The 18,791-nt window shown below is 72.7% G+C and carries 22 protein-coding genes; 8 read left to right on the top strand and 14 right to left on the bottom strand.

Annotated features, from left to right (window positions below; translation table 11 throughout):
- The first annotated feature begins 15 nt into the window (after positions 1-15).
- The 4 genes from BLR90_RS19035 (at position 16) to BLR90_RS19020 (ending at position 3,465) form a co-directional block, all read left to right on the top strand.
- The gene (locus BLR90_RS19035) at positions 16-1,230 is read left to right on the top strand and encodes an arginine deiminase (RefSeq protein ID WP_091026816.1); all 1,215 of its coding nucleotides are present in this window, start codon (positions 16-18) and stop codon (positions 1,228-1,230) included.
- A gap of 129 nt (positions 1,231-1,359) precedes the next feature.
- Positions 1,360-1,890 carry a hypothetical protein gene (locus BLR90_RS19030; protein WP_091026815.1) on the top strand — a complete coding sequence of 177 codons (531 nt, stop codon included), beginning with the start codon at positions 1,360-1,362 and terminating at the stop codon, positions 1,888-1,890.
- A 124-nt stretch (positions 1,891-2,014) separates the two neighbouring features.
- Positions 2,015-2,380 carry a Crp/Fnr family transcriptional regulator gene (locus tag BLR90_RS19025; protein WP_091026814.1) on the top strand — a complete coding sequence of 122 codons (366 nt, stop codon included), beginning with the start codon at positions 2,015-2,017 and terminating at the stop codon, positions 2,378-2,380.
- Positions 2,377-3,465: an adenylate/guanylate cyclase domain-containing protein gene (locus BLR90_RS19020; protein ID WP_245715406.1), complete on the top strand. Its 1,089-nt coding sequence runs from the start codon at positions 2,377-2,379 to the stop codon at positions 3,463-3,465. The genes BLR90_RS19025 and BLR90_RS19020 overlap by 4 nt, the downstream gene beginning before the upstream one ends.
- On the opposite strand, the gene BLR90_RS19015 is transcribed toward BLR90_RS19020, so the two are convergent.
- Genes BLR90_RS19015 through BLR90_RS19005 form a run of 3 tightly spaced genes read right to left on the bottom strand, consistent with a single transcriptional unit; the run spans position 3,452 to position 5,506 of the window.
- On the bottom strand, positions 3,452-4,381 hold the full coding sequence (locus BLR90_RS19015; protein ID WP_091026813.1) for a DUF5926 family protein: 930 nt from the start codon (positions 4,379-4,381) through the stop codon (positions 3,452-3,454). The genes BLR90_RS19020 and BLR90_RS19015 overlap by 14 nt on opposite strands.
- 10 nt (positions 4,382-4,391) lie before the next feature.
- The gene (locus BLR90_RS19010; protein WP_091026812.1) at positions 4,392-5,171 is read right to left on the bottom strand and encodes a glycerophosphodiester phosphodiesterase family protein; all 780 of its coding nucleotides are present in this window, start codon (positions 5,169-5,171) and stop codon (positions 4,392-4,394) included.
- A gap of 17 nt (positions 5,172-5,188) precedes the next feature.
- Positions 5,189-5,506, bottom strand: coding sequence for a VOC family protein (locus BLR90_RS19005; protein ID WP_218029460.1), 318 nt, complete (start codon positions 5,504-5,506; stop codon positions 5,189-5,191).
- Between BLR90_RS19005 and BLR90_RS21730 the strand changes: the two genes are divergently transcribed.
- Positions 5,485-5,607 (top strand): aromatic-ring hydroxylase C-terminal domain-containing protein, encoded by a 123-nt coding sequence (locus BLR90_RS21730; protein WP_425433649.1) that lies wholly within the window; start codon positions 5,485-5,487, stop codon positions 5,605-5,607. The two genes, BLR90_RS19005 and BLR90_RS21730, sit on opposite strands and share 22 nt — an antisense overlap.
- Here BLR90_RS21730 and BLR90_RS19000 read toward each other — a convergent pair whose 3' ends face one another.
- Positions 5,608-6,783: an ATP-binding protein gene (locus BLR90_RS19000; RefSeq protein ID WP_091026811.1), complete on the bottom strand. Its 1,176-nt coding sequence runs from the start codon at positions 6,781-6,783 to the stop codon at positions 5,608-5,610.
- A 138-nt stretch (positions 6,784-6,921) separates the two neighbouring features.
- A complete protein-coding gene (locus tag BLR90_RS18995) occupies positions 6,922-7,170 on the bottom strand; it encodes a hypothetical protein (RefSeq protein WP_091026810.1) in 249 nt (82 codons plus the stop codon).
- 169 nt (positions 7,171-7,339) lie between these two features.
- On the opposite strand from BLR90_RS18995, the gene BLR90_RS18990 reads away from it, so the two are divergent.
- The gene (locus tag BLR90_RS18990; protein ID WP_091026809.1) at positions 7,340-8,206 is read left to right on the top strand and encodes an Fpg/Nei family DNA glycosylase; all 867 of its coding nucleotides are present in this window, start codon (positions 7,340-7,342) and stop codon (positions 8,204-8,206) included.
- Positions 8,203-8,538 carry a rhodanese-like domain-containing protein gene (locus BLR90_RS18985; RefSeq protein WP_091026808.1) on the top strand — a complete coding sequence of 112 codons (336 nt, stop codon included), beginning with the start codon at positions 8,203-8,205 and terminating at the stop codon, positions 8,536-8,538. Before BLR90_RS18990 ends, BLR90_RS18985 begins: the two co-directional genes overlap by 4 nt.
- Before the next feature lie 57 nt (positions 8,539-8,595).
- On the opposite strand, the gene BLR90_RS18980 is transcribed toward BLR90_RS18985, so the two are convergent.
- The 3 genes from BLR90_RS18980 to aat all read right to left on the bottom strand — a co-directional run bounded on the left by BLR90_RS18980 (position 8,596) and on the right by aat (position 10,276).
- Positions 8,596-9,006: a hypothetical protein gene (locus BLR90_RS18980; RefSeq protein ID WP_091026807.1), complete on the bottom strand. Its 411-nt coding sequence runs from the start codon at positions 9,004-9,006 to the stop codon at positions 8,596-8,598.
- A gap of 98 nt (positions 9,007-9,104) precedes the next feature.
- Entirely contained in the window at positions 9,105-9,551 is a 447-nt protein-coding gene (locus BLR90_RS18975) for a hypothetical protein (RefSeq protein WP_091026806.1), read from the bottom strand.
- Between the two features lie 35 nt (positions 9,552-9,586).
- Positions 9,587-10,276, bottom strand: a complete 690-nt coding sequence (gene aat, locus BLR90_RS18970; RefSeq protein WP_307725104.1) for a leucyl/phenylalanyl-tRNA--protein transferase — start codon at positions 10,274-10,276, stop codon at positions 9,587-9,589.
- 44 nt (positions 10,277-10,320) lie between these two features.
- Here aat and BLR90_RS18965 point away from each other — a divergent pair, with 44 nt between their 5' ends.
- On the top strand, positions 10,321-11,001 hold the full coding sequence (locus tag BLR90_RS18965; RefSeq protein WP_091026805.1) for an EcsC family protein: 681 nt from the start codon (positions 10,321-10,323) through the stop codon (positions 10,999-11,001).
- Here the strand turns inward: BLR90_RS18965 and BLR90_RS18960 are convergent.
- From BLR90_RS18960 to BLR90_RS18935, 6 genes are read right to left on the bottom strand one after another with little or no spacing between them, the layout of a single operon-like run.
- Complete coding sequence (locus tag BLR90_RS18960) at positions 10,962-12,203, bottom strand: hypothetical protein (protein WP_245715405.1); 1,242 nt, start codon at positions 12,201-12,203, stop codon at positions 10,962-10,964. The genes BLR90_RS18965 and BLR90_RS18960 overlap by 40 nt on opposite strands.
- Positions 12,200-13,312, bottom strand: coding sequence for a hypothetical protein (locus BLR90_RS18955; protein WP_143016270.1), 1,113 nt, complete (start codon positions 13,310-13,312; stop codon positions 12,200-12,202). Before BLR90_RS18955 ends, BLR90_RS18960 begins: the two co-directional genes overlap by 4 nt.
- Before the next feature lie 10 nt (positions 13,313-13,322).
- A complete protein-coding gene (locus BLR90_RS18950) occupies positions 13,323-14,414 on the bottom strand; it encodes a hypothetical protein (RefSeq protein WP_091026802.1) in 1,092 nt (363 codons plus the stop codon).
- Positions 14,411-15,331 (bottom strand): hydroxymethylglutaryl-CoA lyase, encoded by a 921-nt coding sequence (locus tag BLR90_RS18945; RefSeq protein WP_091026801.1) that lies wholly within the window; start codon positions 15,329-15,331, stop codon positions 14,411-14,413. Before BLR90_RS18945 ends, BLR90_RS18950 begins: the two co-directional genes overlap by 4 nt.
- On the bottom strand, positions 15,328-17,223 hold the full coding sequence (locus tag BLR90_RS18940; RefSeq protein ID WP_091026800.1) for an acetyl/propionyl/methylcrotonyl-CoA carboxylase subunit alpha: 1,896 nt from the start codon (positions 17,221-17,223) through the stop codon (positions 15,328-15,330). Before BLR90_RS18940 ends, BLR90_RS18945 begins: the two co-directional genes overlap by 4 nt.
- Positions 17,224-17,228: 5 nt before the next feature.
- Complete coding sequence (locus tag BLR90_RS18935; RefSeq protein WP_091026799.1) at positions 17,229-18,740, bottom strand: carboxyl transferase domain-containing protein; 1,512 nt, start codon at positions 18,738-18,740, stop codon at positions 17,229-17,231.
- Between the last annotated feature and the right edge of the window lie 51 nt (positions 18,741-18,791).

Below are 18,791 nucleotides of genomic sequence, written 5' to 3'. Positions count from 1 at the left end.
CTCTAGGGTGGCCCCATGACTGCGACCCACGGCGCCGACAGCGAGGTCGGCCGGCTGCGGACCGTGATGCTGCACCGGCCCGGACTCGAGCTCAAGCGCCTCACCCCGCGCAACAACGACAAGCTGCTCTTCGACGGCATCCCGTGGGTCGCCCGGGCCCAGGAGGAGCACGACGCGTTCGCCGAGGCCCTGCGGGCCCGCGACGTCGAGGTGCTCTACCTCACCGACCTGCTGACCGAGACCCTCGAGACGCCCGAGGCCCGCGACATCGCGATCGCTACCGCGCTGGCCGACCTCGACCTCGGCGACACGATGCGCGGCTACCTCGACGGTTTCCTGCACGCCGCCCCGCCGGCCGAGCTCACCGGCTACCTCACCGCCGGCATCCGCAACGACGAGGTCCGCGGCGGGTTCGGCCTGGTCACCTCGCTGCTGGCCCACGACGACTTCCTGGTCGACCCGCTGCCCAACCTGCTCTTCACCCGCGACTCGTCGGTGTGGGTCCACGACCGGATCGCGATCACGTCGCTGGCGATGCCCGCACGCAAGCGCGAGTCCCAGCTGACCGAGCTGATCTACAGCCTGCACCCGCGCTTCGCCGACTCGCCGCGCATCCACGGCCACCACTTCGAGCACGTCGAGGGCGGCGACGTACTGCTGCTGGCGCCGCGCGTCATCGCGGTCGGCGTCGGCGAGCGCACCACCCCGGCCGGGGTCGAGCGGCTTGCCCGCCAGGTCTTCGAGGCGTCGCTGGCCGACACCGTGCTCGCGGTCCCGATCGCGCAGGAGCGCGCCACGATGCACCTCGACACGGTCTGCACGATGGTCGACGTCGACAAGGTGGTGATGTACCCCAACGTCGCGCACAACCTGACGGCGTACGCCGTGACGCACGACGGGCGCACCGACGACGGCACCCTGATCCTGCACGTGGCCGACGCGGAGCCGTTCCTCGTCGCAGCCGCCCGGGCCATGGGCATCGACACGCTGCACCAGATCGACACCGGCCTCGACCCCGTCACCGCCGAGCGGGAGCAGTGGGACGACGGCAACAACACCCTGGCGCTGGCGCCGCGGGTGGCGGTCGCCTACGAGCGCAACGACGAGACCAACGCCCGGCTCGAGGACGCCGGCATCGAGGTGGTCCGGATCGCCGGCTCCGAGCTCGGCTCCGGCCGCGGCGGCCCGCGCTGCATGAGCTGCCCGATCTCGCGCGACCCACTGGTCTGAACCACCTGGGCCGGGTCCGGCCGATCGTTGACACGGTCGGACGGCGGTGGCAAAACTCGAAGACTCGAAAGGCCCGCGAGCACCGCCACCCCCCAGCGCGTTGCCGGGCTCTCTCGGTAGGAGTCGACCATGCTTCGTCGCCACCTCTCGTTCGCCAACGTCACCGCCGTACTCGCCCTGCTGCTCGCCACTGCCGGCACCAGCTATGCCATGACGCTCCCCCGCAACAGCGTGGGCACCCAACAGATCAAGCCCAGCGGGGTGACCGCCACCGACATCAAGACCAACGCCGTCCGCTCACCCGACGTCAAGGACGGGACGCTGCGCGCGGCCGACCTCCAGCCGGGCCTGCTCAACCCCGCGGCCACCGTGCAGACCACCGTCGCCCTCGCTGACCTCGCCGACGGCGCCAAGGCGTCCTACGACGCCTTCTGCCCGGCCGGACAGCAGGCCATCGGCGGAGGCGGCCGCGGCGACGACGGCAACTCCGAGGAGACCTCGGTGACGTCCTCCCGGCCGGCCGTCAGCTCCACCAACGTCGAGCCCCCCGCCGCCGGCGCGGGCTTCACCGGCTGGCGGATCACGGTCACCAACCTGGCCGGTGGCGTGGCAGCCGGCATCCGGCCGCAGGTGTGGGTGATCTGTACCGACGCCCCGTGACTGAGGGCCCGTGACCTGGGCCCGTGACGCACGGCACCGCCGTCTGACCCCCGACCCGCTGGACACTGCCGAGCGGGTCGGGGAGGATCGCCCGCGGGGAGGGCCCCACTGCGAAAGGTCGCGCATGACTTCGTTCTTTGACTCGTTCAGTCCGCAGGAGGTCGCGCGGATCAGCGCGCGAGGCCGGCACGTCACCCTGCCGGCCGGCTGGTCGCCGATCTGGGAGCGCACCCCTGCCGACAAGGCCTACATCCTGCTCGACGGCACCGTCTCCGTACGCCGCCACGGCGAGGAGATCGCCCAGCTCGGCCCCGGCGACATCATGGGCGAGCAGGCGATCGTCGACCACAAGCTCCGCAACGCCTCGATCGTGGCGCTCACGCCGCTCGAGGTCATCCACTTCACCGACGACACGGTCCGCGAGCTGTGCGAGGAGATGCCGTCGTTCAAGGCCGCGCTCGAAGAGGTGGCCAAGTCGCGCCTGGGGTGAGCGGGCCCGACGGTCCCGACGGCCACGACCGGCCGGTCGTGGCCGACCTGGCCGGTGCGCTGGAGGTCGTCGAGACCTACCTGCTCGGCGAGGCCCCGACGTTGACCCGGGTCCAGGTCGCCGAGCAGGCCGGCGTACCGCTCGAGGTGGCCTCCGAGCTGTGGCGGCTGCTGGGGTTTCCGACGCAGAGCGACGACGACGTGGCGTTCACGCCGCTCGACGTGGAGGCGCTGCGTGACACGCGCGCGCTCATCGACCTGGGCATTCTGGGACCGGAGCGGCAGGCGGCGCTCGTGCGCACCTGGGGCCGCAGCTATGCGCGGCTCGCGGAGTGGCAGACCACGCTGCTGGCCGACCTGGCCCTGGAGAGCGGGGCCGGCGCCGCCGAGACCCTGGCGCAGCTCACCGACGAGGTGCTGCCGCGCGTCGACGCGCTGCAGTCCTACGTGTGGCGTCGGCACCTGGTCGGCGCCGGCAGCCGGCTGCTCGCCGTGGAGGCGCCGGGCTCACCGGTCTCGCGGCTGGCGGTGGTGTTCGTCGACATCGTCGGCTACACCTCGCGGAGCAAGACCATGTCGGAGTCCGACCTCGTCGAGTGGCTGGAGTACTTCGAGAGCGAGACCCTGGGCCTGGTCGTCGACCACGGCGGCCGGATCATCAAGAACATCGGCGACGAGGTGCTGCTGGTCGCCGACGACGTCTTCTCCGCGGTCGAGATCGCCCTGATGATGACCACCCGCGGCCGCGATGACGATGACGCCTTCCCCTCCGTGCGCGCCGGCATCGCGTACGGCGACGTGGTCAGCCGGCTCGGCGACGTGTTCGGGCCCACGGTCAACGTGGCGGCGCGGCTGACGTCCGTCGCCCGGCCGGGCACCGTGGTCGTCGACCGCGGCGCCTACGAGGCGCTGAGCGGACGCGTGCACGACGAGAGCGATGACAGCCCCGACAGTGAGGCGGGCACCGACAGCGGAGCGCCGTACACGTTCCGGCGGATGCGCCGGATGTCGGTGAAGGGCTACCCGCGGCTCAACGCGTGGGCGCTGCGACCGAACGGCACCGTCAGCGGCCCTAGCGGATCGTGACCTGACGGTTGGCGAGGCCGGAGCGTGCGGCCCGCTGCTCGGTGGTGAGGTCGGAGGTGTCGGCGAGGGCCTCCGCGAGGTCCTTGGCGAACGCCGCGGCCGGCTCCTCGAGCGCCTCGGCGCCGGTGCCCAGCGGCAGGTCCCAGACGGGGGCGAGCAGGCCGTGGGCGCGGAACATGCCGACCAGGCGGGCGCCCGGGGCGATGACGTCCTGGCCGGCCGAGTGCAGCCGGGCGAGCGCGTCGAGCAGCTGGTCCTCGGGCTCAGGCATCACCCAGCGCAGGTGCTCCTTGGTGCCGACGTCGGTCCAGTACGCCGCGTCGACCGACGTCAGCCGGGCGGTGGGCGTGGAGGCCTGGTTGGCCTGCTCCAGGGCCGCCTCGGTGCCGCTGGTGTCGTCGACGTCGGCCAGCCAGAAGTCGAACCCGTCGTGGACGGTGACGTCGAGCGACGTACCGGAGACCAGGTCCTGGAGCCGCGGACCCTGCCCCGGTGACTCGGTGAGCCCGACGATGCCCGGCTCCGACTCGAGCGCCTTGGCGAGGACCGCGGCGAGGTCGCGCGACGGGTCGCCGAAGTTGTGCTGGACCTGGAGGCCGAGCCACACCTGGCCGCTCTCGCGCGACATCGCGGGCGCGGCCATGGGGAGCAGGGTGCACAGCTGGACCAGCCGGTCGCCGGCCGTCTTCACGGTCAGCGGCGCGGTGGCGGCCGGCACCAGCTCGCGCATCGCGACGATGTCGCACTCCGACGGCAGGCCCTCGAAGGGGCGGGCGACGTAGACGTCGTTGCCGCCGCCGGGGGCGCCGTGGCACGCCTTGTAGCGTTTGCCCGAGCCACAGGGGCAGGGCTGGCGAGGGGCGACCTCGGTGGCGGTGGTGTTCTCACGTCGGATGCTGCGGTTGCGCTTGGCCATGGGGGCGAACCTATCTTTCCAACAACTCCAGCAGGAAGGCCGGGCGGTCGGTGATGACCGCCTTGACGCCCAGGCTGCGGCACAGCTCGAGGTCGGCGGGCGTGTTGACGGTCCAGACGTGGATGTCGTGCCCGCTGCGCGCGATGCGCTGCGCGAAGCGCGGGTGCTCGCGCAGCTCGTCGATGCCGGGTCCCACGACCCAGTCCTCGCCGATGACCCGGCGCAGCATCGCCCAGCTCGCCGTGTGCTCGACGAGCTGGACCAGCCGCACGCCCGGCGCCATCTTCTCGACGCGCTGGAGCGCCGTGAACGAGAAGCTCATCACCCGCACCGGCGACCCCGGCTGGTCCCAGCCGAAGTCACGCAGCATCTCGACGAGCCGCTTCTCCACGAGACCGCCGTACCTCGTCGGGTGCTTGGTCTCGATCGCCACCTCGACCGGTCGCTCGTAGTCGGCCACCGTCTCCAGAAGCTTGCGCAGGGTGAGGACGCGGTCGAGCTCGTCGTCGCGGTCGGGGGCCTCGTCGTCGAGCTCGGACCAGGGGTTCTTCCACGACGCGAAGTCGAGCTCCGACAGGTCGGCGAGGTCGAGCGTGGAGACGACGCCGCGCCGGCTCGCCGTACGTCGGAGGCTGCGGTCGTGCACGCAGACCAGGTGCCCGTCGGCCGTCAGCCGCACGTCGCACTCGAGGGCCTCGGCCCCGGCGTCGAGCGCGGCGAGATAGGCGCCGAGGGTGTGCTCGGCGTTCTCGTGGCTCGCGCCCCGGTGAGCGACGACCTGCGGCCTCATGCGGACAGTCTTGCGTGTCAGGCCCTCTGGCGCTGCTCGACGAGGCCGACGAGGTTGCCCTCGGTGTCGCGGACGAACGCCTGCCACTCATCGGTGCCACCTGGGCCGAGGGTGTCGTCGTCGTGGCCGAAGATGACGTGCGGCTCGGCCTCGACGGGTGCTCCGTTGGCGCGCAGCCGGGCGACGGTGGCGTCGATGTCGGCGACGTGGAGGTAGAGCAGCGCGCCGGGGGCGCCCTTGTCGAGCAGCAGCCGGACCCCGTCGAGGTCGAAGAACACCAGGCCCGGCGGGTCGTACGACGCCGTCGCTGCCGGTGGTCGGCACTGTCGAGGCACCCGCGGCGGTGCTGGTCCGGCCGGACGGGCACGTGGCGTGGGTGGGCGACGGGACGGACGCGGGTCTCGTCGATGCGCTGACCCGGTGGTTCGGTGCGTGACTACCGGGATCGCAGGAACTTCCCGAAGTGGGGGACGGTGAAGGCCACGCTGCCGCGCTCGGCGGAGTAGACGAGCCCCTTCTTGATCAGGCCGTCGCGGGCGGGTGAGAGCGACTGCGGCTTGCGAGCGAGGTGGCGGGCGACGTCGGCGGTGGCGACGAAGCCGTCGCCGAGGTCGGCCATGGCGGTCATGTAGTCGCGCTCGGCGGGGGTGGCGCGGTCGTAGCGGGCGCCGAAGAAGCCGATCGCCAGCTCCGACTCGGCCTCGGGCGCGGCCTCGAGTACGTCGGCGGCGGTGATCGGCGAGCCGACGGCGGCGTCCCAGGTGACCTTGCCGTAGGCCTGGACGAAGTAGGGGTAGCCGTCGGTCAGCCGGTAGAGCTCGTCGAGCGCGGCGTCCTCGAAGGTGACGCCCTCGGTGCCGGCGGGGACCCGCCAGGCCCGGTCGGCCATCTCGCGCGGCAGCCGGTCGACCGAGACGTAGCGGAACAGCCGCTCGGCGTACGACTTGGAGGCCGCCAGCGCCACCGGGAGGTGCGGCAGGCCGGCGCCGACCACCACCAGGGGCGCGCCCTGTTGGCTGATCTCGTGGCAGGCGCCGCAGATGGCGGCGAGCTCCTCGGTCGCGATGTCCTGCATCTCGTCGACGAACAGACCGAGCCCGACGCCCAGGTCACCGGCGAGGGAGGCGACGTCGGTGAACAACTCCACCAGGTCGAGCTCCAGGTCGCCGGAGTCGGCGCGGCCCTTGGCGGCCACGGCGTCGACGGGCGGGGTCCACTTCATGCCCTTGCGGTCGGGCAGCGTCGTACGCAGCGCGAACGCCTTGAGTACGCCGGCCACCTCGTCGACCCGGTCGGGGTCGCGGTGGCGGTGGGCGACCTCGCGAACGGCGGCGTGCACGGCCTGGGCCACGGGGATCCGGATGCTCTGGTCGGGGCGGGCCTCGATCTTGCCGGTCCCCCACGCCCGCTTGACCGCCTGACCGCGCAGGGCGTTGAGGAGCACGGTCTTGCCGACCCCGCGCAGCCCCGACAGGACCATGCTGCGCTCGGGTCGGCCCGCCGCGACCCGCTCGAGAGTGATGTCGAACTGGTCGAGCTCGCGGTCACGCCCGGCCAGCTCGGGCGGACGCTGCCCGGCCCCGGGCGCGTAGGGGTTGCGGATCGGGTCCATGACAGGACCGTATCGACCCGTCTAGCGAAAACCGTAGACCCCTGTATCCACCGCGAGTCGGCGCCTGTGCACGCCCGGAATGCGCCGAGTCGGCGTGAATGCAGTGCACGAGCGCCGACTCGGCGTCGTACAGGGGGTTCAGGCGCCGTTGGCGTAGAGCGGCCGGGTCTCGGAGTAGGCCTGGTCGAGGGCGTCGCGCAGGGTGCCGATCAGCTGGGGCACCTCGTCGACGGCCAGCCGGAAGGAGCCGGTGCAGATGTTGTCGCGCCACAGGGACAGCACGACCATGCCGGCGTCCTGGTGCCAGGAGACCCGCAGCGCGCGGTCACGACCCCGGGCGTCGAGGAAGATCGACCCCGTCTCGGGGAGCGGGCGGGCGGCGGGCATGCCCCATCATGCTCTGCGGCTGGTGGGTCTGTCATCGGTTCGCGACAACGTCGGCGGCGCGGCGAATCTCAGCAGATGGTGAGATCGCCGTCGTTCCGGGGGATTGCAACTCGCCGGAACGACGGGAAAGGGTCCGGAACCTCGCCCGCTCGGGTCCTAGAATCACCGGGTGCCCGAGCTGCCCGAGGTGGAAGCGTTGGCCCTGGACCTCAGGGGTCGGCTCGACGGGCGCGCCATCACCAGGATCCACGTCGCGGCGTTCAGCGCCCTCAAGACCTACGACCCGCCGCTCAGCGCGCTCGAGGGCACGCTGGTCGACGACGTCACGCGACACGGCAAGTTCCTCGACATCGAGGCCTCGGGTCTGCACCTGGTGTTCCACCTCGCCCGCGCGGGCTGGATCCGCTGGCGCGACGAGGTCCCGGCGCTGCCGCCCAAGCCCAGCAACAAGTCGCCACTCGCGGTCCGGGTCGTGCTCGACGACGACACCGGGCTCGACGTCACCGAGGCCGGCACCAAGAAGTCGCTGGCCATGTACGTCGTGCGCTCGCCCCCCGACGTACCCGGCATCGCCCGGCTCGGGCCGGACCCGCTCGCCGACGAGTTCACCATCGACGTGCTGCGCGCCATCCTCGAGAGCGAGGGGCGCAAGCAGCTCAAGGGCGTGCTCCGCCACCAGGGCACCATCGCGGGCATCGGCAACGCCTACTCCGACGAGCTGCTCCACGCGGCGAAGATGTCGCCGTTCAAGCCGGCCAACAGCCTCGACGACGCGGAGCTCGAGACGCTCTACGCGGCGATCCGCGGGGTGCTGGGCGACGCCGTCGACCGCTCCCGCGGCCTGGCGGCCAGCGAGCTCAAGAGCGAGAAGAAGTCCAACCTGGCCGTCCACGGCCAGACCGGCAAGGCCTGCCCGGTGTGCGGCGACATCGTGCGCGAGGTGTCGTTCGCCGACTCCAGCCTTCAGTACTGCCCGACCTGCCAGACCGGCGGCAAGCCGCTGGCCGACCGCCGCATGAGTAGGTTGTTGAAGTGACCGGCATCCCCACCGTCTCCATCGACGGCGTCCCCGACCCCCTGCCCGAAGGGCTGGCCGTGCTCGACGTGCGCGAGCCGGTCGAGTGGGCCCACGGCCACATCGCGGGCGCGGTCCACGTGCCGCTGATGGACCTGCCGCAGCGGCTCGCCGACCTGCCCCGCGACCAGACGCTGGTCGTCTGCAAGGTGGGCGGCCGGTCCGGGCAGGCCGTGGGCTACCTCGCCCAGCAGGGCTTCGACGTGGTCAACCTCGACGGCGGGATGCTCGACTGGGCGGCCGCCGGGCGGCCGATGGTCAGCGAGACCGGGCAGACACCACAGGTCGTCTGACTCGCAGAGGGCTCGCCGGCGCCACCTGCGGCGCCGGCGGCCTCCGCTACCGCTGGACTACTCGGGCGCGGAGCCGAGGTCGGTGCAGGTCTCACCGACGTACTCGCTGAAGGCGTCGACCTTCTTCTCGTCGTCACCGCTGAAGTCTTCGCCCGCCTTGTCCAGCTCCTCGGCGGTCGCGTCGTCGTCGATGTCGGCGATCGACTCGATGATGAGCTCGAAGCCCTCGCGGGCCTCGTCGGAGATGTCCTCAGGGGTGCCGACCTCCTCGAAGTCGGCGAAGGCCTCCTTGACGGCCTTGATCTGGTCTTCCGTCGGGGACTCACCGTCAGCGCCGACCGAGGTCTCGCCGATCTTGGTGATGGCGGCGCAGAAGTCCTTGGTGGAGGCGTCCGTCGGAGCGCCTCCGCAGGCGGTCGCGGTGCCGGCGACGAGGACCAGGCTGGCAGCGAGCAGGGGCAGCTTCATTCGGTGGTCTCCTCAGTGAAGGTGGATGGACGCAGTATCTACCCAGCCGTGACCCGTGCACGCCTCTCGACGCGCGTCGATGTCCGGCGTCTCGCGGACTACTCGGTCGAGTCGGTGCTGGGCGCCTCGGGCGTGGACCCGGAGTCGGCGCAGGTGTCCTCGACGTACTGGTCGAAGGCCTCGGACTTGGCGTCGTCCTCCTCGGAGAAGCCCTCACCGGCCTTCTCCAGGTCCTCGGCCGACGCGTCGTCGGGCACGTCGGCGATCTCGGCGGCGATCAGCTCGAGGCCGTCGCGCGCCTCGTCCGAGACGTCCTCGGGCAGGCCCTGGTCGGCGAGCTCCTCGACGGCGTCCTTGACCCCGCGGACCTGGTCCTCGGTCGGCTCCTCCGGGTTGACCTCGGCGTAGGCCTCCTGGACCTTGGTGATGGCGTCGCAGAACTCCGAGGTCGAGACCGTGTCGTCGGAGACCTCTCCGTCGTCACCACAGGCGGTCATGGTCCCGCCGAGCAGCACGAGCGAGGCGGTGAGCAGGGCGAGCTTCATGGGAGGTCTCCTGGAGTGAGGGGACCCCCATTCATTCACGTCGACGGGCCCCGCGCGAGGCCGGGAGCCTCGGGGACCCCCAGCAGGTTGGGCAGCCGGCGCAGGTAGTCGCTGCGCGAGATCGTGGTGACGCCGAGGGTGCTCAGGTGCGGCGTGACCCACTGCGTGTCGACCAGCCGCTCCCCCGCGCGGTCGTCACTCAGCAGGTCGACCAGCCCGACGAGGGCCACCTTGGAGGCGTCGCGGGCGCGGTGGAACATCGACTCCCCGGCGAACAGGCCGCCCAGCGAGACGCCGTACAGGCCACCCTCCAGCTGCCCGTCGCGCCAGGCCTCCACGGAGTGCACCCAGCCCAGCTCGTGGAGCCGGAGGTAGGCGTCGCGGATCTCGCGGTTGATCCAGCCGGACGGTCGCGTGGGGTCGGCGCACGCGTCGATCACCTCGGCCACGGCGGTGTCGACGCGGATCTCGAAGCCGCGCATGGCGCGCCGCAGCGACCGCGAGACGACCAGCCGGTCGAGGGGCAGCACCCCGCGCTCGACCGGGCAGAACCAGTACGGCGGGTCGCCGGCCCCGTCGCCCGGCATCGGGAAGACGCCGTGGCGGTAGGCGGCCAGCAGGGTGCCCGGCTCGAAGTCCGCGCCGATCCCGACCAGGTCATCGGTGGGGTCGAACCGGGCGGGGTCGCCGAACACCCAGCGGGTCGGTGGCGGCTCGATCGGCACGGTCACGACCGTAGCCGTTGGTGGCGCCCTCCTAAGATCGACCCATGGGTGTCACGGGAAGCGTCGGTAAGCAGCTCGCGCCTCGGCTCGCAGGGATCGCGCCGGGCCTGACCGCGTCGTTCGTGCGCGAGGCGCTCCACCGCGCCATCAAGGGCGTCGGGCCGCTGCCTCCCGCCGCCAGCGCGGCCGACAAGCAGCTGGCCGAGCAGCACGGCAACGTCGACAAGGCCGTCCACGAGGTGATCGAGAACCACGTGCGCTACGCCGGCGCCCAGGGCTTCGTGACCAACATCGGCGGCCTGGTGACCGCCGCGGTCACCATCCCCACCAACATCACCGGCCTCGCGCTCATCCAGACCCGGATGATCGCCGGCATCGTGCACCTGCGCGGCTACGACCTCGACGACCCCCGGGTGCGCAACGCGATCCTGGTGACCGTCCTCGGCGAGGACTCCGTCGCGAAGATGGTCAAGAAGCGCAAGCTCCCCGCGCCGCCGATGGCGCTGGCCACGGCACCGCTCCACGACGCCAGCCTCGACGCGATCATCTCCACCGAGGTCGCCTCCGACCTGATCACCAAGGTCGCCGGCAAGCGGCTGGCGATCACCGTCGGCCGACGGGTGCCCGTCGTCGGCGGGCTGGTCGGCATGGGCGCCGACGGCTACCTCACCTGGAAGATCGGCCGCTACGCCGACCGCGAGTTCCTGCCCCGCGCTGCTCGATAGGCCTTGAGCGCGCCGCGGCCGACGCGCGAGGCCTGGAGACGGCGTACGAGCTTGGCGCGCAGCCGGTAGGTCGGGCGCAGGTAGGAGCGCTCCAGGTCCCGGTGGGCCTGCGCGAGCTCGCCGCTGACGCGCGCCGCCTCCTGCTGGAGCCGGCCGTTCTCGAGCAGCAGCGCCTTGATCGCGTCGACCGCGGCGCCGGCCACCTGGGCCTCGGACGGCCGGTCGGGGTCGGCCCAGTCGGCCTCGGGCGGCGGGCCGCCGAGCAGGTCGTCGAGGTCGCCCACGACGTCGTAGCCGCGGTCGCGGATCTCGGTCACCCAGGCGTCCTCGAGGTCACGGACCCAGGGGTGTACGTCGGGCGGGAGCCGCAGGCGCGGGGAGCCGGTGCGCTGCGAGAGCGTCTGGTGGGCGAGGAGCTCACGCACCAACGGGCGGTAGTCGGCCGGCGGCAGCTGCCGGTTGGCGGCCCGGTTGATCCGGCGGATGAGCGCGGTCTCGGGCACGCCGAGCGACGGGTTGACCCGCTCGGCCTCGAGGTCGAGGTCGAGGCCGTCGAGCCCGAAGGCCTGGCTGAAGCGCTTCCAGAGCAGCTCGCGCGCGCCACCCGGCGGCGGCACCGTCACCAGGTGGATCCGCTCGGGCGGCAGGTCGTGGCCCCAGCGGTTGAGGATGTCGGGGATCTCCTGCACGCTCCAGAACCAGCTCGAGATCCGGCTCTCCCGCGCGGGGTTCTGGACCTGCCGCAGGAACTTCGCGTAGCTGATCGAGCTGCGGTGCTTGACGTTCTCCTGCCACTCCGCCGGGATCTGGCGGACCAGGTCGCGCACCGACAACACCACGTGGACCTCGGTGCCGTCGCCGTGGCCCAGCGACTCCAGCGCGCGCCCCACCTGCGAGCGCGACGCGGCCGCGAGGATCTCGTGGCTGATCACCGACGTGCCGCGGTGGGCGCGGACCTGCTCGGCGAGCCGGTCCCACGCGCCGATCGCCTCGGTCTCGAGGCCGCCCCAGGGCAGCCGCATCAGGTCGAGCGCCGCAAGGAAGTGGGCGTCGAAGCGGTCGGCGGGGTAGAGGATGCCGGCCGCGTGAAGGGTGCGCCGGTTGCGGAACAGCACGTCCTGGAGGTACGACGTGCCGGTCTTGGGGGTGCCGACGTGCAGCAGGACCCGCCTGGTCGGGGCCCCGGTCATTGGCAGGGTCATCGCGCCTCCTCCCCACGGCTAGAGCCGAGCAGCAACCGGACCGCCAGGGCGAGCACCCCGGCGTCGGACGGCCCGGTGGATGCCGCTGCCGGCGCGACAGGGCGGGGCAGCAGGGCATCCGGGTCGCCATGGACAGGGTAGCCAGCGCGCAGCAGCCGGTCGCGCATGCGGGCGGCCCGGTCGGTGACCCAGGCGGAGTGCTCGTCGGGCACCGCGAGCGGGGCACCGGGAACGCCGACGAGCCGCGGCAGCAGGGTGCCGCGCAGCAGCTCGGCGCGGCGGTCGGGCAGCACCAGCAGGCCGAGGACGCCGGCCACGCGGCGCGCCAGGTCGACGGCGTCGCCCGCGAGCAGGGGCGGGGCCGGCAGCGACCGTCGTACCCCCACGAGACGGGGCAGCGCGGCGGGGTCGAGGACGACCCGGACCTGGCCGGGCCCGACCCGGCGGGCCCAGGTGGCGGCGGCCCGCTCGAGGTCGACGCGCGGCGGCACCCGGGTGCCGGCGGTGAACGGGTCGAGCCACTCCCGCCACGGCGGGCAGCCGTCGTCGAACGCGCGCGACGTCCAGGCGTCGGCGAGCATGGTGGACAGGTCGCGGCCCAGGACGAGTACGACGGACCCGCGCCCACCCGGGGGCCGGCCGCGGCCGATGAGCGCCTCACGCACGGGGTCGGCCAGCCACGGGTCGCCGACCAGGCGGTAGCGGGTGCGCCAGGGGCGCACGTAGCGGGCCGGCCGGGGCTCGGGGGTGCCGGCCGCGACCAGGTCCTCGGCGATCAGGGTGGTCGCGACCCGGGTGAGCTCGTCCTCGGGCAGGTCGGCGGGGTCGACCGGTCGCGGTCCGAACCGCGACTCCTCGGCGGCGCCGACCAGCTCGAGGTCGGCGGTGCCGCGGCCGGGGGCGCTGGCGCCCAGGACCCGCTCGACCAGCTCGGGAGTCGCCCGTCCGGCCAGGTGCAGCCGGCGCAGCAGCTCCAGCTGCTGGGCGCCGGGCAGGTGGGCGCCGCCCTGGACGCCCGCGCCGGTCCACTCGTGCCACGGCGTGGTGCCGCCCTCGCGCAGGTGGGCGACCCAGCCCCACGCGCGCCGCTCGCCGTCGACGGTCATCACCGGTCGACCACTACTCGCGCATCCGCTTCGCGTGGGTGCGCACCTTGTTCAGCAGCTGCTGGTCGGGGTCGGGGCGCCGCGCGGCCTCGCGGGTCATCGCGGACAGCGCGTCCATCGCCACCCGCAGCTGCTGCTTGGTCGAGACCTTGTCGGGGTCGACATAGCTCTCCCCCTCGGCCGGCGGCAGCGGGCGGAGGTCGGTGACGTCGCCGACGACGTCGACGCCGCTCTGCTCGACCCAGTCCACCCAGCGCGCGGTCTCGGCCTCGGCCCACGGCTGGAGCCGCGGCGGCATCCGCACGGGCTGGGACACGCGGCCGACCAGCTCGTTCTGGGCGAGCATCTCGCGGATCAGCTCGTCGTACGTCGCCTCGCGGCGGGTGCTTCGGTCCATCCGCCGGTTGAGCTTGCGGATCACCTGCGTCTCCGCGACGCCGAGCGACTGGTTGAGCCGGTCGCTGTCGCGCGGCGCCCACGCCGGGTCGATGCCCAGGACCGTGCAGAAGCGCTGCCACAGCAGGTCGCCGGGGGCGCCCTTCGGCGGCACGGTGACGACGTGGACGTGCGCGGGGTCGAGCCCGGCGCCCCAGGCGCCGAGCACCGTCGGCAGGTCGAACGCGCGGTAGAACCACGGCCGGCCGTGCTCGACGCGGCCCAGGAAGCGGCGGTAGCTCCACTTGCGCCCCTGCTTGACGCTCTCCTGCCACGCCGCCGGGATCTGCCGCGCGAGGTCGCGCGCGCTGTAGACGATGTGCACCTCGCTGTCGGCCAGGTCGCGCTTGGCCCGCACGATCGCGTCGGCGGTCGCGGGCGCCAGGATCTCGTGGCTGATCACGACGGTGCCGCTCTTGCGCCGGGTGCGCCGCATCAGCGACTCCCAGCTGCCCTTGGCGTGGCCGACCGGCCCGCCCCAGTCCTGGTCGAGCAGGTCGAGCGCGGCCCGGAAGTGGAACAGCCCCGGGCTCACCATCGGCGAGCGCGACGGGAAGTGCACGTCGTGCTCGGCCAGCGAGCGCGTGTTGAGGGTGAGCCGGTCCTGGAGGTACGTCGTGCCGGTCTTGGGTGCGCCGACGTGCAGGTAGACGCGGCGCTTGGGACTCACGTGGGTGATTCTGCCGCACCCGGGCTCAGCGCCCGCACCACCGCCGACGGACTCGGCCGGCCGAGCACCCCGGCCATCCACGCGCTGGTCTCGACGAGCCGCCCGAGGTCGACGCCGTGCTCGATCCCGAGCCCGGTGAGCAGCCAGACGAGGTCCTCGGTCGCGAGGTTGCCGGTCGCGCTCTTGGCGTAGGGGCACCCGCCCAGCCCGCCGGCGCTGGCGTCGTACGTCGTGATGCCGGCCTGGAGCCCGGCATAGGCGTTGGCGAGGGCCTGGCCGTAGGTGTCGTGGAAGTGCAGCGCCAGCTGGTCGGTGGTCATCCCGGCCGCGACGAACGCCTCGACCAGGCCGGTGATCTGGTTGGCGGTGCCGACGCCGATGGTGTCGCCGAGGCTGAGCTGGCTGGCGCCGAGGTCGAAGAGCCGCTTGCCGACGCCGACCACCTGGTCCACGGGCACGGCGCCCTCCCAGGGGTCGCCGAAGCACATCGACACGTAGGCGCGGACGTCGAGCCCGGCGTCGCGGGCGCGGCGCACCGTCGGCTCGAACATGGCGAACTGCTCGTCGAGGCTGCGGTTGAGGTTCTTCTGCGCGAACGTCTCGGTGGCGGAGCCGAAGATCGCGACGTGGCGCAGCCCGAGCTCGAGCGCGCGGTCGAGGCCGCGCTCGTTGGGCACGAGCACCGGCAGGTCGCGCCCCTCGTCGCCGAGCATGGTCATCAGCTCGGCGGCGTCGGCGAGCTGCGGCACCCACTTGGGGTGGACGAAGCTGGTGGCCTCGACGACCGGCAGCCCGGCGGCGACGAGGCGGCGTACGAACTCGGCCTTGGCATCGGTCGGGACCAGGCCCTTCTCGTTCTGGAGCCCGTCACGCGGGCCGACCTCGTAGATCGTGACCTTCGCAGGGAGCCCGGTCATGCCTCCTCCTGCTCGACGACGAACAGCCGGGCGCCGAGGGCGACCTGCTGGCCGGTGGTCGCGCCGACGGCGGTGACGGTCCCGGCGAACGGCGCCTTGAGCGTCAGCTCCATCTTCATGGCCTCCATCATGCCGAGCACGTCGCCCTCGGCCACCTGCTGTCCCTGCGTCACCCGGACGTCCAGGACGGTGCCGGGCATCGGGGCGAGCAGGATGCCGTCGCCCGCGTCGACCGCGTCGACGAAGCGGTCGGGCGGGGTGAGGACGTGGCGCTGGCCGCGGAACGACACCTCGACGACGTCGGGCTGCACGTTGACGACCGCCCGCACGCGGTGGCCGTCGACGACCGCGTCGAGCACGTGGTCGGCCGCGCTGACCATCACGAACGGGACCCCGTCGACGGTGCCGGCGGAGCGGTCGACCACCACGAGCCGGTCGAGGTCGACCAGCGTCGGCGCGGGCGGGCCGCCGAGCCGGAACCCGTCGGCCTGGAAGGGATGGCCGCCGTGGGTGACGCTGTCGGACGCGGAGAGCATCGCGGAGACCCAGGCGGCCATCATCCGCGGCACCTCGGGTGCCGGCGCCGGGACCTCGGCCCCGATGTCGACGTGGTCGAGCCAGGCGGTGTCGATGGTGGCGTCGCGGAACTCGTCGCTGGCCACCAGCGCCCGCAGGAAGCCGGTGTTGGTGGTGAGGCCGAGCACCGCGGTGTCGTCGAGGGCCGCGAGTAGCGCGAGCCGGGCGGACTCGCGGTCGGGCCCGTGCGCGATCACCTTGCCGAGCATCGGGTCGTACGACGTACTGACGACCTGGCCGCTCTCCAGGGCGTGGTCGACGCGGACGGTGGTCGAGGTGCGCGCCTCGCCGGTGGGCCAGCGGACGATGCTCGCGGTGCCGGCCTGCGGCAGGAAGCCGCCGAAGGAGTCCTCGGCGTAGACCCGGGCCTCGATCGCGTGGCCGGTGAGGGTGAGGTCGTCCTGCGTGACCGGCAGGGGCTCGCCCGCGGCGACGCGGAGCTGGAGCTCGACCAGGTCGACACCGGTGACGAGCTCGGTCACGGGGTGCTCGACCTGGAGGCGGGTGTTCATCTCCAGGAAGTAGGCCTCGCCCGTGTCGCTGTCGAGCAGGAACTCCACGGTGCCAGCGTTCTCGTAGCCGACGTGCCTGGCCAGGGCCACCGCGCTCGACGTGACGAGCGCGCGCACCTCCGGCGTGATCGTCGGGGCCGGCGCCTCCTCGAGCACCTTCTGGTGGCGGCGCTGGGTCGAGCAGTCGCGCTCGAACAGGTGGACCACGTTGCCGTGGGCGTCGGCGAGCACCTGGACCTCGATGTGCCGACCGTGCTCGACGTACTTCTCCACGAGCATGGTGTCGTCACCGAACGCCGAGAGCGCCTCGCGCTTGGCGGCCGCGACCGCCTCGTCCATCTCCTCGGCATTGCGCACGATCCGCATGCCCTTGCCGCCGCCACCGGCGGCGGCCTTGACCAGCACGGGGTACGCCGCGTCGGTGCCGGTCGGCACGACCGGGACGCCGGCGGCGACCGCGATCTCGCGGGCGGCGTCCTTGCGGCCCATCTGCTCCATGACGGAGGCGGACGGGCCGACCAGCTTGATGCCGGCGGCCTCGAGCGCGGTGGCGAACGCGGCGCGTTCGGAGAGGAAGCCGTAGCCGGGGTGGACGGCGTCGGCACCGACCGTCTTGGCGGCGGCGACCACCGCGTCGATGTCGAGGTAGCTGCCGACCCGGACCGCGTCGTCGGCGGCCTGCACGTGGGGCGCGGCGTGGTCGAGGTCGGTGAACAGCGCGACCGTGCGGATGCCCATGGCGCGGGCGGTGCGCATGACGCGCACGGCGATCTCGCCGCGGTTGGCGATCAGGAGGGTCTTCATCTCATTCACATCCGGAAGATGCCGTAGGAGGGCTCCGGGATCGGCGCGCGGGCGGCCGCGGCCAGCCCCATGCCGAGCACCCGGCGGGTGTCGGCGGGGTCGATCACGCCGTCGTCCCAGAGCCGGGCGGTGGAGTAGTAGGGCGAGCCCTGGGTCTCGTACTGCTCGCGGATCGGCTCCTTGAACTCCTCGTCGTCGGGCCGGCCGGCGACGGTGGCGAGGACCGAGGCGGCCTGCTCGCCGCCCATGACCGAGATCCGCGCGTTGGGCCACATCCACAGGAAGCGCGGGTCGTAGGCACGCCCGCACATGCCGTAGTTGCCGGCGCCGAACGAGCCGCCGATGACGACCGTGAACTTCGGGACCACCGAGCAGGCGACCGCCGTGACCAGCTTGGCGCCGTCGCGGGCGATGCCCTTGTTCTCGTACTCGCGGCCGACCATGAAACCGGTGATGTTCTGGAGGAAGACCAGCGGGATGCCGCGCTGGTTGCACAGCTCGATGAAGTGCGCGCCCTTGAGCGCCGACTCGCTGAAGAGGATGCCGTTGTTGGCCACGATGCCGACCGGCATCCCCCAGATGCGGGCGAAGCCGCAGACCAGCGTCTCGGCGTAGAGCTTCTTGAACTCGTGGAAGCGGCTGCCGTCGACCACGCGCCGGATCACCTCGCGCACGTCGTACGGCGTGCGGGTGTCGGCGGGCACCACGTCGTAGAGCGTCGCGGGGTCCTCGTGCGGCTCCTCGACGTCGTGCACCGCCAACGACTGGGTGACCGGTCGCTCGAAGGTCTCGACGATGCCGCGGACGATGGCCAGCGCGTGCCGGTCGTCGTCGGCGAGGTGGTCGACGACCCCGGAGGTGCGGGCGTGGACGTCGCCGCCGCCGAGGTCCTCGGCGGAGACGACCTCACCGGTCGCGGCCTTCACCAGCGGCGGGCCGCCGAGGAAGATCGTGCCCTGGTTGCGCACGATCACGGTCTCGTCGGACATGGCCGGGACGTAGGCGCCGCCGGCGGTGCAGGAGCCCATGACGCTGGCGACCTGCGGGATGCCGCGCGCCGACAGGTTGGCCTGGTTGAAGAAGATCCGGCCGAAGTGCTCGCGGTCGGGGAACACGTCGTCCTGCATCGGCAGGAACGCGCCGCCGGAGTCGACGAGGTAGATGCACGGCAGGTGGTTGTCGGAGGCGACGGTCTGCGCGCGCAGGTGCTTCTTGACCGTGATCGGGTAGTAGGTGCCGCCCTTGACCGTCGCGTCGTTGGCCACCACGACGCACTCGCGGCCGCTCACCCGGCCGATGCCGGTGACGACGCCGGCGGAGGGCACGGCGTCGTCGTACATGCCGGTCGCGGCGAGCGGGCTGAGCTCGAGGAAGGGGCTGCCGGGGTCCAGCAGGGCGTCGACGCGGTCGCGGACGAGGAGCTTGCCCCGGTCGGTGTGCTTGGTCCGCGCCGCCTCGCTGCCGCCGAGGCGGGCGGTGGCCAGACGTTGGCGCAGGTCGGCGACGAGTTCCTTCATGTCCTGGGGCACGCCCCCAGGTTAGCGATCGTTAACCTGCGCGTCCATGCT

Source organism: Nocardioides szechwanensis (genome assembly GCF_900103935.1).
Classification (GTDB): Bacteria; Actinomycetota; Actinomycetes; order Propionibacteriales; family Nocardioidaceae; genus Nocardioides; species Nocardioides szechwanensis.
This window is presented reverse-complemented; position numbering and strand designations above follow the sequence as displayed.

Excerpts from the sequence above, each read along its gene's own strand:
- BLR90_RS19035 (WP_091026816.1), top strand. The coding sequence starts at position 16 with ATGACTGCGACCCACGGCGCCGACAGCGAGGTCGGCCGGCTGCGGACC.
- BLR90_RS19030 (WP_091026815.1), top strand. The coding sequence starts at position 1,360 with ATGCTTCGTCGCCACCTCTCGTTCGCCAACGTCACCGCCGTACTCGCC.
- BLR90_RS19025 (WP_091026814.1), top strand. The coding sequence starts at position 2,015 with ATGACTTCGTTCTTTGACTCGTTCAGTCCGCAGGAGGTCGCGCGGATC.
- BLR90_RS19015 (WP_091026813.1), bottom strand. The coding sequence starts at position 4,381 with ATGGCCAAGCGCAACCGCAGCATCCGACGTGAGAACACCACCGCCACC.
- BLR90_RS19010 (WP_091026812.1), bottom strand. The coding sequence starts at position 5,171 with ATGAGGCCGCAGGTCGTCGCTCACCGGGGCGCGAGCCACGAGAACGCC.
- BLR90_RS19000 (WP_091026811.1), bottom strand. The coding sequence starts at position 6,783 with ATGGACCCGATCCGCAACCCCTACGCGCCCGGGGCCGGGCAGCGTCCG.
- BLR90_RS18995 (WP_091026810.1), bottom strand. The coding sequence starts at position 7,170 with ATGCCCGCCGCCCGCCCGCTCCCCGAGACGGGGTCGATCTTCCTCGAC.
- BLR90_RS18980 (WP_091026807.1), bottom strand. The coding sequence starts at position 9,006 with ATGAAGCTGCCCCTGCTCGCTGCCAGCCTGGTCCTCGTCGCCGGCACC.
- BLR90_RS18975 (WP_091026806.1), bottom strand. The coding sequence starts at position 9,551 with ATGAAGCTCGCCCTGCTCACCGCCTCGCTCGTGCTGCTCGGCGGGACC.
- BLR90_RS18965 (WP_091026805.1), top strand. The coding sequence starts at position 10,321 with ATGGGTGTCACGGGAAGCGTCGGTAAGCAGCTCGCGCCTCGGCTCGCA.
- BLR90_RS18960 (WP_245715405.1), bottom strand. The coding sequence starts at position 12,203 with ATGACCCTGCCAATGACCGGGGCCCCGACCAGGCGGGTCCTGCTGCAC.
- BLR90_RS18945 (WP_091026801.1), bottom strand. The coding sequence starts at position 15,331 with ATGACCGGGCTCCCTGCGAAGGTCACGATCTACGAGGTCGGCCCGCGT.
- BLR90_RS18940 (WP_091026800.1), bottom strand. The coding sequence starts at position 17,223 with ATGAAGACCCTCCTGATCGCCAACCGCGGCGAGATCGCCGTGCGCGTC.
- BLR90_RS18935 (WP_091026799.1), bottom strand. The coding sequence starts at position 18,740 with ATGAAGGAACTCGTCGCCGACCTGCGCCAACGTCTGGCCACCGCCCGC.